Here is a 16,126-nt window from a genome sequence, read left to right as displayed (position 1 = left end):
TTAAGAGCAAAAGCCCGAACCGCTAACACGGGTTTGGCAAAAGTGGCGGGAATATGAAAGTTATGTTATACCCTAAACTGTTCTCAAAAAGTTCATTGAAAGCTAATCTCAAGCTTATACCCTTTCCCCCGTATAACTACAATTTTGATCTTCGGATCAACTTCCAGTTTTTTCCTAAGTTTTGATATGAACATATCCAGGCTGCGCCCCACAATAACACCTTCATCTTCCCATATCTCTTTTTGCAGCCGGCTTCTCTCTATGGTCTCGTTGGGAGACAATGCGAAAATGTGCAATACACGGGCTTCCTTGCCGGTCAGGTCTATTGTCTCTCCATGTATGATGAGATGCCGGTTCTTCGCATCGAACAACACCGAACCCAAAGTGAACAGGCTGGTATCACCAGTATCATTTGTATCCTGATCGCCAGCTAAAACTCTCCGCGGCTTAGCAGATCTCAAAAAAATAAAACCAACAAATGCTAAAAGTGGCAGGCTGCCCAGGAGATACCCGGTCTTTGCTGTATTTATTCCCGACGGTTTGAATTTAATGTTGATCATGTAACGCGCCCTGGGTTGCTCCCTTCCTATACATGCTACAATATCCTCCTTTTTATTTTTGGATATAGCGTATCCATAAGCTACACTGGAGCCGTCATAGTTCAGAACGTTAACAATATAATCACTTCCGAGGGGGTCATCGGCCAACAAACGCCGGGTAGTATTCACCAGTGAGCCCGGTTGAAAAGTAAGGTCCTTCTCAAACCTGATCTGGTATTCATTTTCGGCGATCTTTTTTACCGGGAGCACCCTTGAGGTGCTGTCCCCCGACTGCAGGAGTATTTCATGCCCGATCCGGCGGAGCAAAACTTCCCTCCTGGCGAAGGCAAAGTCGTCACCGCCGGTCATACTGAAAGCCGCGCAGACCAGCGCGATAAACGAGAGTAATATCAATCCGAACAGGTACTTGCGCTTACCCGGGAGGAAATTTCGGCGTTGAGACATACTATTTACCATTTATTTACAAAGTTTACATTTCTATTTACAATCCAAATGCCCGCCCCTGAAAGATATCAAAGTAATTTCGCCGTATCAACTTTTATGTGATAAACCGCTATTGAAACCGCCCAAATATTACCAATATTAAATAAATAAACCATGAAATACACACACTTATATGTTTTGTTCTTAATGTCTTTTTTTCTCACTTCCTGTGGGCAAAACCAAACAAACGTACCAAAAGATACTATCCAGTCCGAAATTAAAGACATAGGTCCTAACATGATGGTTCGTAATATAAAAAAAGGCAGAAATGGCACCATTTTGATTGCTGGCCCAAACAACTCATCATTTGGTGATGTCTTTCGATACGATGGGAAATCCTTTACAAATCTTACAAGTAAAATAGGTCAGTATAGATTCTGGGACGCCCTGGAAGACCGTAAAGGAAATCTTTGGTTCGCTACGACTGATTCAGGTGCTTTTTTATTCAACGACCATGTGTCTAACGGACAGGCAGCGCTAAGACATTTTACTACAAAGGATGGACTTGCAGATAACCGGGTGATGTCTGTTTATGAAGATAAAGCAGGTATTATCTGGTTCGCTACCGGAAATGGCCTGAGCCGTTACGACGGGAAGTCTTTTCGAAATTTTAAAAACCCGAACCCCTCGCTTTTTTATAAAGAAGGGTATTGGAATAATGATATTAATACAATCATTGAAGATAAAACAGGAAAATTGTGGGTTGGTACAAGGGGCGACGCCTTTGTTTATGACGGGGAAAAATTTACCACTTTAACCCATAAAGGTGAACCCTTTCTCGACGTTTGGGGTATAATGGAAGATAAAAAAGGCAATATCTGGCTCAGCGGTTTCAATGGCTGGAAAGTAAGCCAGACCGGCGGCCTTTGGCGCTATGACGGCAGTACCTTTACTAAGGTATCGCAGAGAGGCGCTTATACTATAATCGAAGATAAAAAAGGAGACATCTGGACTACTGGCTCAGTAAATCCCGCTAATTGGAATATCCAGGCACTTTCCCGTTATGATGCAAAGTCCTTGTATAATAATAAGCCCGCTGTAACCGAAATTATGTCAGGAAATGCCTTTCTGGGGCTTTTGGAAGCTAACGACGGAGGTATTTGGTTTGGATCTGCAACCGGGGTGTATCGTTATGATGGAACCACCATCACGGACTTTTATCGTAAAGACGGTCAGAAAAAATATATCATAGATACGAAACAAAGTGCTGTAATATGGAAAGGCTCTTCGCTACTTGGTGCATGGGAAGGTTCTATGTTACTTGGTGATGGTTCCAGTACCGGGGACGTCGATATATTAAAAGGAGAATTGTTGCTCGAAAACAGTCATCTGGTGGGCGGTGCAGTTGAAGTCGACATGAATACAATTGAACAAAAATTTGATGATCAATGTCCACACAATAAATCACCTGCATTTTTTGATGTCAAAAAATTCCCTGTTTCTACATTCGCCATTACGAAGGTTGAAACATGGAATAATGAAAATATAAAAGTGGCAGAGAAGAATATAAAAGTTACAGGGAACCTGACCATTGAAGGTATCACGAAGGCTGTTACTTTTCCAGCCATCATGCATTTTAAGGACAGAATGGACGGAACTGTCATCGTGAATGGCACGCTGATCATTGATCGAACAGATTGGGGTATCAATTATAGATCAGAAAAGTTCTTTGATAAGTCAGGTGATGTAACGATTTCGGATGACGTTAAACTCTTTATGAAAATCGTAGCAAAAAAATAAATATCAGAATATACAAAAACTTTAAAATTCATATGAAATATTTAGCCGTTTTAAGCATTCTCATACTGTTCGCTTGCGGATGCAATCGTCATGATGTGAGGGCAAAACTTTTGAACGAACAAAAAATCCTAAAAGATAGCGCTAATAATATAACCGAAAGGATAGGTGGCTACATACAAAAAGGCGTTTACGACAGCGCAGAGGCTAAAAAGAAACAACTTGGAACCGTTTATACCCGGTTAATAGATATTCAATCTTCGATTGATAGTCTTGAGAAAATGAAATAGTAGTTGCAAAAATTTTAAACTGAACAACAAACTATCCATCACTTACTGAACCTGCTTTTAGGCTTTTTAAACACTTAATAAATTAAAGAAAATGATCAAATATATAGGCAAATATGTTTTGTTCCTGCTGCTTATTTTTTGCACTTCCTATGGACAAAGCCAAACAGGAGGAAAAAAAACTATCAACTCCGAAACCAAAGATATCATTACCTCCCACGGGCCTAAAAGTATAACCCGAAATATCATACAAGATAAAAAGGGCAACATTTGGATTGCCGCATTTGATGGCATTTTTCGGTACGATGGAAAATCTTTTACCAATATTACAAGTAAAGTGAGTTCGGCCCGCTTTTTCTCTGTTTTGCAAGACAAAAAAGGAAATTTTTGGTTCGCTTCTGTTGGCTCAGGTGTTTACTATTACGATGGAAAATCCTTTCAAAATTTCACAACCAGGGATGGACTTCTTAATAATGATGTGGGTTGTATTTATGAAGATAAAAAAGGCTACATCTGGTTCGGTGTTTTTGGAGGAGCAAGCCGTTACGATGGGAAATCCTTTCGGAATTATATCATAAATGGAGAGGCGATGAATGAAGACCGGACAGGGAAAACTTTTCCGAATAGGCCTCCTTATGAAGTTAATTCCATTATTGAAGACAAAACAGGCAAGTTTTGGTTTGCTACAAGAGGCAATACCTTCGTGTATGATGGGGAAAAATTTACCGTTTTCACCCATGAGAACAAACCTTTTAAGAATGTTCGTTCGCTAATCGAAGATAAAAAAGGCAATATCTGGCTGGGCGGAACGGATGGCCTTTGGCGCTATAACGGCAGTACATTTACCAATTTCACGCAGAAATTTGTCGGCTATATAATCGAAGATAAAAAAGGTAATATCTGGACCAGTTCAGAAAGGGATGCCGGCAAGGCCTGGGCACTTTCCCGGTATGACGGAAAGTCCCTGTCTGATAAAAAGCCAACGGTAACCGAAATAGCAAATAAATCAATGACTTTCGGGATCTTAGAAGCTACTGATGGAAAATTCTGGTTTGGATCTTTTAATGGAGTGCATCGTTATGATGGAAATGCCATCACGGACTTTAAAGATGAAGAGCGTCAGAAATAAATGCGCATCGCAACTTATATTATAGCGCTTCCCGCTTTGTAACATGAAAGGACTTCCAAAAGGCCAGTATAAATGCAGCGGCGGCAATGATAGATAAATATAACGGAGGCCCTCCTGTAAAAAAGTTCCTGACCAATACCGGCGTTATTAATCCAGCCACCATAAGGATCAGCAATGAACTTCTCCCGGGATTGCGCATTGTAAGGCACAGTGCGCCTATTAAAAGATCCTGCGTAGCCATCATTATGCTATAGCCAGTATGAAATTGATACAGGCTTAATGAATTGTCAAATATACTGAAGTCATAACTGTCTAAAAATGACCTCAGTTTTAAATCGGCCGCTGAATCCGTCAAAAACAATTCATACGACATATGCCCAATTCCGAGAAGTAAATACGCGAAGCCGCCGATGTTTAAAAATGTTTTGGATGTAAATTTCATACCCTTACTATTTTATTGCGTGAAAGATGACAATAAGGCTGCGGCAAAAACATCTTATTGTTTCAGCAAAGGTATCCGATCGGTCACCAGGACGTTTGTATAAAAACGACAAGTTATTTACCGGAAGGAGTTCGCCGGGTAATTTTTTTGTATTCCTTCGTAAGGTGAGCGTGGTCATAATAACCTGCTGCCAGGGCAATGGCTAATAAGGTTTCCGAAGGAGCCCTGGCGGCCAATAACTCCTGTGTGCAGGAGTACTTTACTATTTTACAAAACTGTTTCGGGGTAAGCCCGACATACTGTTTAAATACACGTTCGGTCTGACGGGGTGACTTGCTGCAAATTATTGCAATTTCGCTTAATGAAGCATTACCGCCAGATTGTATGATCTTCGCGGCAGCATCCCTAACCGGGTTGTGAAATGCCCGCAGTTTTTCGCAAAAGAAAAGGTTTAATGCAGATACCGGGTCTTGCAGTAAGTTTTGCCATGGAGGGACAAAATCTTCACTAACCTGGACACAATCATCCCTGATGTCACCTAAAAATTGGGGAGCGTAAAAATGTCCGAAGCAACCGGGTGAAAAACGAATACCCAAAAGATAAACTTCCTCCGGGATTTTTTCACATATCGATTCCGTTAATGCGCCACCCAGGTAGACGCACCGCTCTTCCAGTACAATGTCTTTCTGGGTTACGACAACCCTCTTTCCTAAATTTACAATAATATCAACGCAACCATCCGGGTATAGGGTATCATAAGTTTCACCGGCACCTTTAAGCGTCCAGAAAGATTGAATATAGGGCCTCAAATCCAAACAGGAGTGAAAATACTCGAATGGCATACTGAATGTATTTGCAATAATTACTGATGATCAAACCTATGTCAAAGTTATAGATAAAAGATGAGCTGAAGCGGGGTATTCTCCATAATGGCACTCGCTTCGTTAAATGAAGTATCTTTATAAAAACGTACCGATATGATCATAAAAACAGCAATGGCACCGGATCAGGCCGGCGCCATTGGCGTATTAACGCTGGCATTCAGCACTGATCCGATGGCCCGATGGTCCCTGCCGGACCCGGCAAAATACCTGGCAGCATTTCCTTCGATAGCGAAAGCTTTTGGCGGAAGCGCGTTCGGGAAGGGGACGGCTTACATTGCCGATGGTTTCACCGGTGTTGCCTTATGGTTACCGCCCGGTGCCAAATCGGATGAAGAAGCCCTAAAGCAGCTGTTCGACAAAAACACTGACGATCGTATAAAAGAGGATATGGAGGTAATTTTTGAGAAAATGGAAAAGTTCCATCCAACCGAACCGCACTGGTACCTGCCGATGATAGGCGTAGACCCGGCGCACCAGGGTTCGGGGACAGGATCCGCACTGATGACTGAAGCGCTCATGGCAGTTGACCGTGACGGATCCATCGCCTATCTCGAATCTTCCAATCCCAGGAATATTTCACTGTATGAGCGTCACGGTTTCGAGGTGATCGGCGAAATTCAATCCGGCAGCTCCCCTGTTTTACGGCCCATGTTGAGAAAAGCGCGATGAAGTATCTTTATAAACCAGAAGATACTACCCATGGACAATGATCTGCATTACAATATCATTAAACCCGGCAAAAACCTCTCAGATTTTGTAGACAGTTTCTGGTTTTTGCACAACCGGTCCGGAAGTAATAAAGAAACTATCGGACTACCCGACGGACGCATTGATCTATCCCTTTACAAATCAGCAACAGACCCGTTTCGTATTGTACTGCTTGGTGTGGGTACCCATTACATTCCAACCGTCATACCCGCCGGGGCTTGTATGTTTGTTGTCAGTTTTAAACTACTTGCCGTGGAATACCTGTTCCGCGAAACCATCTCGGACATCGTAAACTATGGAAAAAACCTCCCTCCCGGCTTTTGGGGCTTTTCGGAAACTGACCTGGAGCGTTTCGACAAATTTGTAGAAAAAACTACAAAAACAATTGAGTCACTTTTGCCGGAAGAAATTGATAAACGAAAACAAAACTTGTTTGAACTGATCTACGCCTCAAAAGGTTCCATCACGGTAAAAGAACTTTCCGAAAAAGTCTTTTGGAGCAGCCGCCAGATCAACCGTTATTTTAACCAGCAATTCGGTATTTCATTAAAAACCTATTGCAGCATACTCCGTTTTCGTGCTTCCCTGGAACATATAGCGGAAGGGAAACTTTTCCCCAGGGAGAATTATTTCGACCAGACGCACTTCATCAAAGAGATAAAAAAGTTCACCGGCGTAGTACCTAAAGAATTGTTAAAAAATAAAAACGACCGATTTATACTATTATCCTCCCTCACATCAAAATAATTTTGTCGCATAAATTCAGAACCCGAAATTATGTTAGTACAAAATAAAAAAATAGCCATTGTAGGCGGTGGAATGGGCGGATTAACCCTCGCCCGTCTTCTTCAAATGCAGAACGTGGATGTAAATGTGTATGAACGGGATGCCAGCCGCGATGTACGCGTCCAGGGATCTACGCTCGACCTGCATGAAGGAACCGGCCTGGAAGCCATGAAACGTGCGGGGCTGCTGGATGCCTTTTATGCACACCACCGCCCCATTGCCGGCAGGACGCGCATTGTGGATCCATCGCTCCATATCCTGCTGGATGATCACAACACCGAAAAACCGGTTACGGAACACCGCCCCGAGATCGACCGCGCTCCTTTGCGGGACATTTTGCTGAACTCGCTGAAACCCGGCACCATCATATGGGACAGCCATTTCGTTTCTATGGAAAACAAGAACAATGGCTGGGTCCTGCATTTTAATAACGGCTCCAGTGCCTATGCCGACATCGTTATCGGTGCCGACGGCGCCAATTCCAGGATCCGTCCATATATCAGCGTTATTCAGCCCGTCTATTCCGGCATTACCCTGATCGAAGGAAATATCTATCACGCAGACATCAATGCACCGAAACTATTTGAATTTACAAAAGGCGGAAAAGTGATGGCTTTTGGCAATGAGCAATTTATCGGGTACGGCACTAAAGGCGATGGTTCCATTATGTTTGTAGCGAGTTCCAAAGTACCCGAAAATTGGGTGACACAAAGCGGCATTGATTTCAAAAACAAAGCGCAGGCTTTGGCCTGGTTCAAAAAAGAATTTGCAGGCTGGAGCGATGCATGGTACGAATTTTTCATGGGCGAAGAATCCTTTTTTATTCCCCGCCCGCAGTATTATTTCCCCCTGGATCAAACCTGGGAAACGCAGGAAAACCTTACGATGATCGGCGATGCGGCGCACCGTATGCCTCCGTTTGCCGGCGAAGGAGCAAATGTAGCCATGCAGGATGCATTTGAACTGGCAGCATGTTTAACCGGTGATCAATTTCCGGATATAAAGACCGCCATCTCACATTTTGAAACACAAATGATCGCAAGAGGCGCGGCAGCCACGCAGGATACGTTGGAAAACGGCGAAAAAATGCACTCGGAAACGGCGCTGGAACAAATGCTGGCGTTTTTTAGCCAGGGGGTGGATGAATAGGAAAAATAAAAATAGGTAGTCCCCTTAATTTTTTCGCATTCTCATAACTGGGTCGCATAGCCTTCTGTAGCATCGGTAGAAGCCTGATCCAATGGAGGATAGTTTCCCATACCTGCCGGCACAGTTGGGTCATCAGACAGCCGCGTATCTATGTTGATCTCTCCCTGGAGCAGCTTTGCAACCGGGCAATTCATTGCAATCCAGAGTAGCCGTTCTTTTTGCCCATCAGTTACGGGCTGACCGAACGAAAGTGTCCTGAAAACGGAAGTTTTAAATGGCTCTGTTTGTTGGAGCATATTCACTGAGCAATGTATGTCTGTGATATCCCATTCTTTCTTTTTAATATACATACGCAAGGTCGTCAATGTACAGCCTACCAGGCCGGACAAGACAGTCGTAAACGGATCGGGGCCGATATCTTTACCCCCGTTGAATGTAGGTTCATCGAGCACCAGCTCGCCTGCACGCCAGTTGACGGTAACTTCCTGGCGGTCTTTGATGATATCACCTGTTATATCTTTTGGAAACAAACGTAGGGTTTGTTTTTTACGAATCATTATTTTAGATTTTAACTTCGACAAATAAGCATTAAAGATCCTGGGATTTCAGACCGTTTTACGGACGAACGCGGATGATTGTCTTCCCATTAGCACGCTTGGCCGGATTAAAGGCGGCAACAGCATCGTCGAGGGTATCGATGGTGCCGATATTCGTACGCAGCTGTCCCTCCCGCACCCGCTGAACGAGCGCAATCAACTGGGCGCGATCGGGTACAACGACAAAGTCTACCGTATGGCCGTTGACTGGACGTGCCTCGGTCGGGCCGGCGATGGTCACCAGCGTTCCTCCGGGGCGGATCACGGCCGCAGAACGCGTTACGATATCTCCGCCGAGGACATCAAAAACAAGATCAACTCCGCCAATATCTTCCAGGGCATCGTTCTCCAGGTCCACGAACTCCTGCGCGCCGAAGTCGAGCGCCGTCTGACGGCTGGAAGCCCGTCCGGTGCCGATCACGTACGCGCCGGCCTCCCTTGCGAGCTGGGTGGCCATAGAACCGACTACGCCCGCCGCACCGTGCACGAGAACGGTTTGTCCCGCACGAAGGCGGCCGTGCTCGAACAATCCTTGCCACGCGGTCAGGCCCGGCATTACGAGGGCTGCGCCCACCGTGAAGTCAACATCGCCCGGCAGCGGCGCAAGGTTGCGTGCCTCGACAGCTACATACTCCGCCAGTGTGCCGTCGCGGGTCCAGTCCGTGAGGCCGAATACCCGCTGCCCTACCGACAGCCCCGTCGTTCCATAGCTGAGAGCGGTAACCACTCCGGCCACCTCGTGGCCGGGGATCGTAGGCGTCCTGTCGCGGCCTAGGCGGTCAACCCAGGTCGAGGGCCAGGACAGCTCATCCCCGGTGAATCCTGATGCATACACCTGCACAACGACATCGCCGTAGTTCGCGCCCGTGAGGTCACCAAGCCCCTGGGGTTCGGGCCGTTCTACCAGTTTCATCCCGGCTGTTCCCGCAGCCCGGTCCGTTACAACAATAGCTTTCATAATACACCTCCTTTTTTGTTTATCGGCAACCATCCGTTTACTGAAAAAACGTTGCCATACACAACTGTTTTCATCTTTTTAGTTTTTAGCGTTAACACTGATCATTACTGCATTTCAGCAAGATTTTATACCAAAAGTTGTACCTATGATCTTATGCATTCCCCACATAAAATTATGTGCAATTTTGGTTACCTTGAGGGTCCAATTTCAAAATATTCAGGGGTCCAGTTATGATTAAAAAATTCCTTGCAATTTCATTTAAAAAAGACGGGCAGCATAGTCCATTGTACCTGCAATTGGAATCGGAAATCATCCAGCTGATCTGCCGCGGCATTCTGAAACCCGGGGAGGCCCTCCCCTCTTCCCGTGAACTGGCGCAGGCCCTGCAGCTCAATCGCAAAACAGTGGTGGCGACCTATGAGGAACTGGGCGCGCAAGGCTGGGTGGAAACAAAGGACAGAAGTGGCGTATATGTTTCCAGGCAGCTGCCGGATACGGCTGCCCGTGCAGTGCCTCCCAATACGACACGAAGCCGGCAGCCGGGCTTTCCCCTGATCATAAAACGACCTTCTAACGGAGCAACTAGGATAGACCCCAATGTGGAAATCGATATCCCAGGAGCTAAGGCGCCTTTGTATAAGATCGATGACGGTTTTCCTGATCCCAGAATTGCCCCTATCGAGCAGCTGGTACGGGAATACAGAAGATTTGGGAAGAGCCGCTTTACAAATCGGTTGCTCATGTATGGCCCGGAACAAGGTTCCTATCGTCTCAGGGTAGAACTTGCTACATTTTTAAACAAGACCAGGGGCATGCAGGTCACAGAAAAAGAAATACTGGTCACCAAAGGGACGGCGATGGGCATCTATTTGACTACGCAGCTGCTCGTCCGCCCCGGGGACACGGTATTTGTACCGGAGCCTGGTTATATGGACGCGAATCAAACCTTTAAGCTGGCGGGAGCGAACCTGGTATTTATTCCGGTAGATAAAGAGGGTATGGATGTAGACAGGATTGAGCAGTTGTGTAAAAAGAAAGCGCCCAAGATGATCTATATTATCCCGCATCACCACCGGCCTACTACGGTCACCCTGAGTGCGGAGCGGCGGATGCGGCTGATGAACCTCGCCCGCAAGTACCGTTTTGCATTGCTTGAAGATGATTATGATTTTGATTATCACTTTACCAGTAACCCTCTTTTACCGCTGGCAAGCCTGGATACGGGCGGACATATCATTTATGTAGGTTCCTTTTGCAAAAGCATTGCGCCCGGTATCCGGATCGGGTTTATGGTGGCCCCTGAAGTGATGATAAACGAAGCCGCCGCCCTTCGTAAATTAATTGACCGGCAAGGTGAACAGTTGCTGGAAGAAGCGATCGCCGAACTTTTGAGCACCGGTGAAATTTCCCGGCACATCAAAAAATCATATAAGATCTATCAGGGGCGGTTGGACAATACTTGCCGGTTGCTGCGAGAGCAGTTGGGAGATTATCTTACGTTTGACCGGCCGAACGGTGGATTGGCCATCTGGGCGGCCTACGGAAAAAATATAAGTGCCCGGGAGGTTGCCCTGCATGCAGAAAAGTTGGGGTTAGAGATCAGTGATGGCAGCCGTTATTTTTTTAAGCCTAATGTTTCTTTACCGAATGACTTCATACGCATAGGTTATTGTTCCCTGGATGAAACAGAAATGGCCGGGGCGATTGATATATGGAAACAGGCCCTTATATCCGGAAGGAGATTTTGATGAACACTACGTTTTATGCGGCTTTAAATATTGTCTGCTTTCGTGATCCCGCCGGGATTAATTCCCTCCGACCTTCTGCCTGACCAGCCTTTCCTTCCGTTTATCGTTTAAATACTTCCTCACGGGGATATCATAAAACACCATCACCAGGTACGCCGCTCCCACCAGCAGGATGACCCCGGAAATGACGATGAAAGCCAGCTGCATATTGCCGGGCTTATGGCTGGTGTAATAATTGCCGAACATCCATAAAACGGCATAATGCGTCATGTACAACGGGTAAGAGATCTTCCCGGAAAAAACGCAGAGCTTTTTAAAGGCGGGTTTTAACGTAGCTCCGGCGCCCAAAGCTATGAGCAAAGGAAAATAAAACAGTACCACCAGGGATTCGGATAACCAGTTCCATTCCGAGAAGGGCATGATAAAGGCCAGGGATAATAATATGGCCAGGCCGACGAAGCCCAGCTTGTTTTTAATGATCCAGTTGGAACGGTAAATCAACAATCCCGCCATAAAAGAATACGATATCCGGGCGCTCCCGTCCCAAAAGGTGGGGCCGCTCCAGCCGCCCAGTAAGTTGCCGGAACGGTAACACACCCAGCAGATCGCCATGGCCGCAATGATGGTTAACACCACCAGGTAGCCGCGTTTGAGCCTGCACAGTACAAATGCGTAAACGATGTTGGCGACATATTCCCAAAACAACGACCAGGCCGGTGCGTTGAAGCTGAACAGGTTATATCCGCGGTCGGCTATGGCGGGCATGGGGATCAGCAATAGCGAGCTGACAAATGCCAGGATGATCTTACCGGTGCTGTATGATTCGGGATGCCCGCCAAACGGGTCGAATAAAAATGCCAGCAGACCCAGCACCGATCCAGCTATCACCAGCGGGTGCAGCCTGATGACCCTCGATTTAAAAAACTCAAGGACGCCCATTTTTGCAAGGCGGTCGTCATAGGCATATCCGATCACAAATCCTGAAAGGCAGAAGAAAAAATCGACCGCTAAAAAACCATGCCCGATGAAGTTCTGGCTTAAATCGGTGAACACCCATTCCATAAAATGGAATATTACGACCGCCAGGGAGGCAACGCCCCTTAATCCGTCGAGAATTTCGAAATGCTGTTTTGTTTGCAGTATAGTTGTGGCGGTTTTGTTCGTATCCATCTAAATGTCCTTCCAGGTTTAATGCGCCAAGATATCTAAAAATGACAGCCCATCCAAATGCAAAGATGGACAGGCAGTTAGTCTTTTCGCTTATCCCTTCTTTATGATAATGTGCGTCGCATTTTCACCAGCCATGGTTTCTACCTGGTTGTAACCCAGCGCTATCATATCGATCCCTGAAAACAAATGCTCTCCCGAACCCAAAAAGAGGGGTGAAATTGCCAGGTGCAGTTCGTCGATCAGGCCTGCCTGTAAGTATTGTCTTATAGTGGACACCCCGCCGCCGATACGGATGCCTTTCCCGTTCGCCACCTTTTGGGCTTCCTGTAACGCAGCTTCGATGCCACCGGTAACAAAATGGAATGTTGTGCCTCCTTTCATGGTTACGGGTTTTCTGGGGTGATGGGTCAAAACAAACACCGGGACATGATAAGGCGGATCTTCGCCCCACCAGCCTTTCCATGCATCATCCGGCCAGCGGCCGCGGACCGGCCCGAACATATTCCGTCCCATGATCCAGGCGCCAACGTTTTCAAATGACTTCTCCACGAATGTATTATCCAGGCCTCCCGTTCCGTCATCTTTACGTCCCAGCTTCCGGAACATTTTTGTCGGGAATATCCAGTTGTGCAGTTCTTCCCCTCCTACTCCCAGGGGTTCGGCCTTATCCTGTTTAACACCTGCGCCAAATCCGTCCAGGGAAATGGAAAAACAGGCTACTTTGACTTGACTCATATGCAGATCTTTTAAGTGATGGTTTGCTGTACGCCGCCCTGCTCATTTTCACGATACAATTTCGGCAGAAAAACCGGGTTACGGCAGGGTAAATGCGACTTTCCGGGTAGGGGATTACGACAAATTTTACCTGCCCCCGGCCGACCCGCTTAAAATTTCCCTACATTAGCCCTGGTTAAACCTCCTGGCATGAACTATCAGACATTTCAGCCGCATACAGACCTGGCATCCCTTGTAAAATGTTACTGGTCTTTGGAAGTACCCGCCGAAACCGATGCGCAAAAACAACGCATCCTGCCGGACGGCTGTATTGAAATGATATTCATACTGGGTGACGATATAAAACGGTATACCTCCGAAACCAAATTTATCATACAACCCCGCGCGGTAGTAGTCGGACAAATTACGGAGCCGTTCATCATTGAACCGACAGGTTATGTTCAGTGTTTCGCCGCCCGCTTTTATCCTTATGGGTTCGCCAACTTCATCACAACACCCGTGAAGGACCTGGCCAATAAAGAAACACCCATCTGCCAGCTCTTTGAAGAAAGATCCGCTAAAGAACTGGAACAAAATATTATCCGGGCAGAGAACAATGCAAAACGGATTGAGATCGTGGAAGCTTTTCTTTCCAATAAACTCCATGAACAGGCAACCATCGACCATATCGTAAAAACAACCGTTGACACCCTTCTATCAACCAAAGGAAATACATCGATCCATTCCATCCTGAAAGAAGACCTATCCAAAAGAAGACAGCTTGAGCGGAATTTCTTTAAACAGGTAGGTTTAAGCCCCAAACAACTGGGGAAAGTCATCCGGCTACAGACGGCCTTAAAAATGCTGCTGAACCAAAAGACTGAAAACCTTACCCGGATCGCTTATGAAAGCGCGTATTACGACCAGGCGCATTTTATTAAGGACTTTAAGGAGTTTACGGGCATCAATCCCAAAAAGTTTTTAGATGATGAGAACATGGCACTATCCGCTATTTTCTACACAGGTGACTGAGATGTCGCGTTTTTACAATTTTAATTTTCCCCGTTTTTTTACTTTGCATTATTCACCTAAATGAGTGTAAAAATGCGAAAAGCAGTATTCGTTACGGCAGTTATTCCTGTAATGGTTTTTTGGGCTTGTAATAGTCAAAACAACCCGGTTTCAGAAACACAGAAAGCTGATTCAACAGTAACCAAAACGGAAAATATGAAAAACTTAGTGTCAATTGTAGAAATCCCCGCCGCTGACCTTTCAAGATCGGTCACATTTTACCAGGCCATTTTAGGCATCCTTATCGAACAAACGGAAATGGACGGGGTGCAGATGGGTGTATTTCCCAGCGACGGAGAAGGCGTCAGTATTGTATTGGCAAAAGGAAAGGATTACAAACCCACCCGGGACGGCGCAGTTGTTTACCTGAATGCGGGCGATGATCTGCAGACCGTATTGGACAAGATCGGGCCAAACGGGGGAAAGGTGCTTGTACCTAAAACGCAGATCAGCCCTGAAATGGGTTTCTTCGCAATGTTTACCGACACCGAGGGTAACAAGCTGGGGCTGCATTCCATGCATTAAATCCCTTTTTCTACAAAGCTGATTGGTTTCAAAGCGGGATCACCGCCGGCAAAGGGGAGAATATTAATGCCTCCCCTTTTCTGTTATCATAACAAAATACCTTCTTTAGGCTGCACAGGCCTGGGTATATCCTTCTCCCCCATCATCTGCAGCATATCGATCTCAATAGTCCGGCAGATAGCCAGCATCGGAATATCATTGTGCAGTCCTTCAAAAGGGTTTTCGGAATAGTCGCCTATTAATTCCATCACCACGTATACAAACCCAATTATGACGCTGACAGGCACGCTTAGCCAGATCATCCCATCGCCCAGTTTCGCAAACTCGCCCACCATGCCAAAAGGCAGCAGGAAAACAAAAATGCAGACGAATACAAAACTGAAGCTGGCATATTTACGTGGGAAAGGAAAGTTTTTGATCCGTTCCGCCTTTCCCTGTTCATTGTAAAAACTGTTCAATACCGACTGGAGGTCCGATTGCTGCATCCAGTTGATCTCTTTTATGTCATACAACGCCTGTACGGATTGTGTTTGTTTGTCTAAAAGCTGCGCCGCCCTGTTATTGAACCCATTGAGGCTTTGCAGTTCTTCTTCGGACAGGTAAGGTCTTTCAGCCACCTCATCCAGTTCCTGTTTGAAATTATTAAAGAAACGGTCCCGACGGCGCTGGTTGTAACTCCCGAATATCCCGCTCAGGCTTACATGTTCCCACTGGGTGGGCCGCAGTAATTGTTCCCGTAACTGGTACAGGTAAGCAATGTGGCGGTGAACCACTTCTTTCCTGGTTCTGGCGCCCTCAGCCGAAACAGAGATCTTTTCGGCACGGTAATTTTTTATCAGGGTGGCCAGCTTCCGGCTGTCGTTCACAATGGCGCCCCATATTTTCCGGGCTTCCCATACCCTGTCATATGACTGGTTATTTTTGAAGCCCACATAAAACGCCACTGCCGTACCGACCAGTGAAAGCGGCAACAACGGGATGGTGAGGAATTTCCAGTGGGTAAAATAATAAAGTGCTGGTACCACCAGCATCCAGGGCAAAAGCCAGATCAGGTGCTGGCCCGCAAAGCGGAAGATCGCTTTCAGTGACAGGTTTTTTTTGACGATCATGGGTCAGGATATTTGTTACTGATTTATTCGGGGTGGCGTTGTCAGCATAACCTCCCGTTTTTCCGGCCGG

General features: G+C 46.2%; 17 protein-coding genes. 9 read left to right on the top strand and 8 right to left on the bottom strand.

Annotated elements, in window-relative coordinates; translation table 11 throughout:
- Positions 1 to 92 precede the first annotated feature (92 nt).
- On the bottom strand, positions 93 to 1,004 hold the full coding sequence (locus EG028_RS09350; RefSeq protein WP_120516365.1) for a winged helix-turn-helix domain-containing protein: 912 nt from the start codon (positions 1,002 to 1,004) through the stop codon (positions 93 to 95).
- Between the two features lie 153 nt (positions 1,005 to 1,157).
- Here EG028_RS09350 and EG028_RS09345 point away from each other — a divergent pair, with 153 nt between their 5' ends.
- From EG028_RS09345 to EG028_RS09335, 3 genes are all read left to right on the top strand, one after another.
- Entirely contained in the window at positions 1,158 to 2,783 is a 1,626-nt protein-coding gene (locus EG028_RS09345; RefSeq protein WP_120516168.1) for a YceI family protein, read from the top strand.
- A gap of 32 nt (positions 2,784 to 2,815) precedes the next feature.
- Positions 2,816 to 3,070, top strand: a complete 255-nt coding sequence (locus EG028_RS09340; RefSeq protein WP_120516169.1) for a hypothetical protein — start codon at positions 2,816 to 2,818, stop codon at positions 3,068 to 3,070.
- A gap of 91 nt (positions 3,071 to 3,161) precedes the next feature.
- Positions 3,162 to 4,196 (top strand): ligand-binding sensor domain-containing protein, encoded by a 1,035-nt coding sequence (locus tag EG028_RS09335; protein WP_120516170.1) that lies wholly within the window; start codon positions 3,162 to 3,164, stop codon positions 4,194 to 4,196.
- A 19-nt stretch (positions 4,197 to 4,215) separates the two neighbouring features.
- Here the strand turns inward: EG028_RS09335 and EG028_RS09330 are convergent, their stop codons facing one another.
- Positions 4,216 to 4,638, bottom strand: coding sequence for an LIC_13387 family protein (locus EG028_RS09330; RefSeq protein WP_120516171.1), 423 nt, complete (start codon positions 4,636 to 4,638; stop codon positions 4,216 to 4,218).
- 113 nt (positions 4,639 to 4,751) lie between these two features.
- Positions 4,752 to 5,480 (bottom strand): DUF6597 domain-containing transcriptional factor, encoded by a 729-nt coding sequence (locus EG028_RS09325; RefSeq protein WP_120516172.1) that lies wholly within the window; start codon positions 5,478 to 5,480, stop codon positions 4,752 to 4,754.
- Positions 5,481 to 5,615: 135 nt separating this feature from the next.
- On the opposite strand from EG028_RS09325, the gene EG028_RS09320 reads away from it, so the two are divergent.
- From EG028_RS09320 to EG028_RS09310, 3 genes are read left to right on the top strand one after another with little or no spacing between them, the layout of a single operon-like run.
- Positions 5,616 to 6,191 carry a GNAT family N-acetyltransferase gene (locus EG028_RS09320; RefSeq protein WP_120516173.1) on the top strand — a complete coding sequence of 192 codons (576 nt, stop codon included), beginning with the start codon at positions 5,616 to 5,618 and terminating at the stop codon, positions 6,189 to 6,191.
- A gap of 30 nt (positions 6,192 to 6,221) precedes the next feature.
- Positions 6,222 to 6,977 (top strand): helix-turn-helix domain-containing protein, encoded by a 756-nt coding sequence (locus EG028_RS09315; protein ID WP_120516174.1) that lies wholly within the window; start codon positions 6,222 to 6,224, stop codon positions 6,975 to 6,977.
- A 30-nt stretch (positions 6,978 to 7,007) separates the two neighbouring features.
- The gene (locus tag EG028_RS09310; RefSeq protein ID WP_120516175.1) at positions 7,008 to 8,165 is read left to right on the top strand and encodes an FAD-dependent oxidoreductase; all 1,158 of its coding nucleotides are present in this window, start codon (positions 7,008 to 7,010) and stop codon (positions 8,163 to 8,165) included.
- A gap of 41 nt (positions 8,166 to 8,206) precedes the next feature.
- Here the strand turns inward: EG028_RS09310 and EG028_RS09305 are convergent, their stop codons facing one another.
- Together EG028_RS09305 and EG028_RS09300 are read right to left on the bottom strand one after the other, a co-directional pair.
- Entirely contained in the window at positions 8,207 to 8,722 is a 516-nt protein-coding gene (locus tag EG028_RS09305) for an OsmC family protein (protein ID WP_120516176.1), read from the bottom strand.
- Positions 8,723 to 8,780: 58 nt separating this feature from the next.
- Positions 8,781 to 9,719: an NADP-dependent oxidoreductase gene (locus tag EG028_RS09300; protein ID WP_120516366.1), complete on the bottom strand. Its 939-nt coding sequence runs from the start codon at positions 9,717 to 9,719 to the stop codon at positions 8,781 to 8,783.
- A 230-nt stretch (positions 9,720 to 9,949) separates the two neighbouring features.
- On the opposite strand from EG028_RS09300, the gene pdxR reads away from it, so the two are divergent.
- Entirely contained in the window at positions 9,950 to 11,467 is a 1,518-nt protein-coding gene (pdxR, locus tag EG028_RS09295; RefSeq protein WP_120516177.1) for a MocR-like pyridoxine biosynthesis transcription factor PdxR, read from the top strand.
- Positions 11,468 to 11,524: 57 nt separating this feature from the next.
- Here the strand turns inward: pdxR and EG028_RS09290 are convergent, their stop codons facing one another.
- Together EG028_RS09290 and EG028_RS09285 are read right to left on the bottom strand one after the other, a co-directional pair.
- Positions 11,525 to 12,637, bottom strand: a complete 1,113-nt coding sequence (locus EG028_RS09290; RefSeq protein ID WP_120516178.1) for an acyltransferase family protein — start codon at positions 12,635 to 12,637, stop codon at positions 11,525 to 11,527.
- Between the two features lie 90 nt (positions 12,638 to 12,727).
- Positions 12,728 to 13,372, bottom strand: a complete 645-nt coding sequence (locus EG028_RS09285) for a dihydrofolate reductase family protein (protein ID WP_120516179.1) — start codon at positions 13,370 to 13,372, stop codon at positions 12,728 to 12,730.
- 189 nt (positions 13,373 to 13,561) lie between these two features.
- On the opposite strand from EG028_RS09285, the gene EG028_RS09280 reads away from it, so the two are divergent.
- Together EG028_RS09280 and EG028_RS09275 are read left to right on the top strand one after the other, a co-directional pair.
- A complete protein-coding gene (locus tag EG028_RS09280; RefSeq protein ID WP_120516180.1) occupies positions 13,562 to 14,383 on the top strand; it encodes an AraC family transcriptional regulator in 822 nt (273 codons plus the stop codon).
- A 195-nt stretch (positions 14,384 to 14,578) separates the two neighbouring features.
- Positions 14,579 to 14,947 carry a VOC family protein gene (locus EG028_RS09275; protein ID WP_120516367.1) on the top strand — a complete coding sequence of 123 codons (369 nt, stop codon included), beginning with the start codon at positions 14,579 to 14,581 and terminating at the stop codon, positions 14,945 to 14,947.
- Between the two features lie 86 nt (positions 14,948 to 15,033).
- Here the strand turns inward: EG028_RS09275 and EG028_RS09270 are convergent, their stop codons facing one another.
- Positions 15,034 to 16,056 (bottom strand): bestrophin family protein, encoded by a 1,023-nt coding sequence (locus EG028_RS09270; RefSeq protein ID WP_120516181.1) that lies wholly within the window; start codon positions 16,054 to 16,056, stop codon positions 15,034 to 15,036.
- Positions 16,057 to 16,126: the final 70 nt, after the last annotated feature.

It is taken from the genome of Chitinophaga barathri (assembly GCF_003807585.1).
GTDB classification, from domain to species: Bacteria; Bacteroidota; Bacteroidia; order Chitinophagales; family Chitinophagaceae; genus Chitinophaga; species Chitinophaga barathri.
The sequence above is the reverse complement of the archived record's forward strand: the minus strand, read 5'-3'. Positions and strand labels throughout refer to the sequence as shown.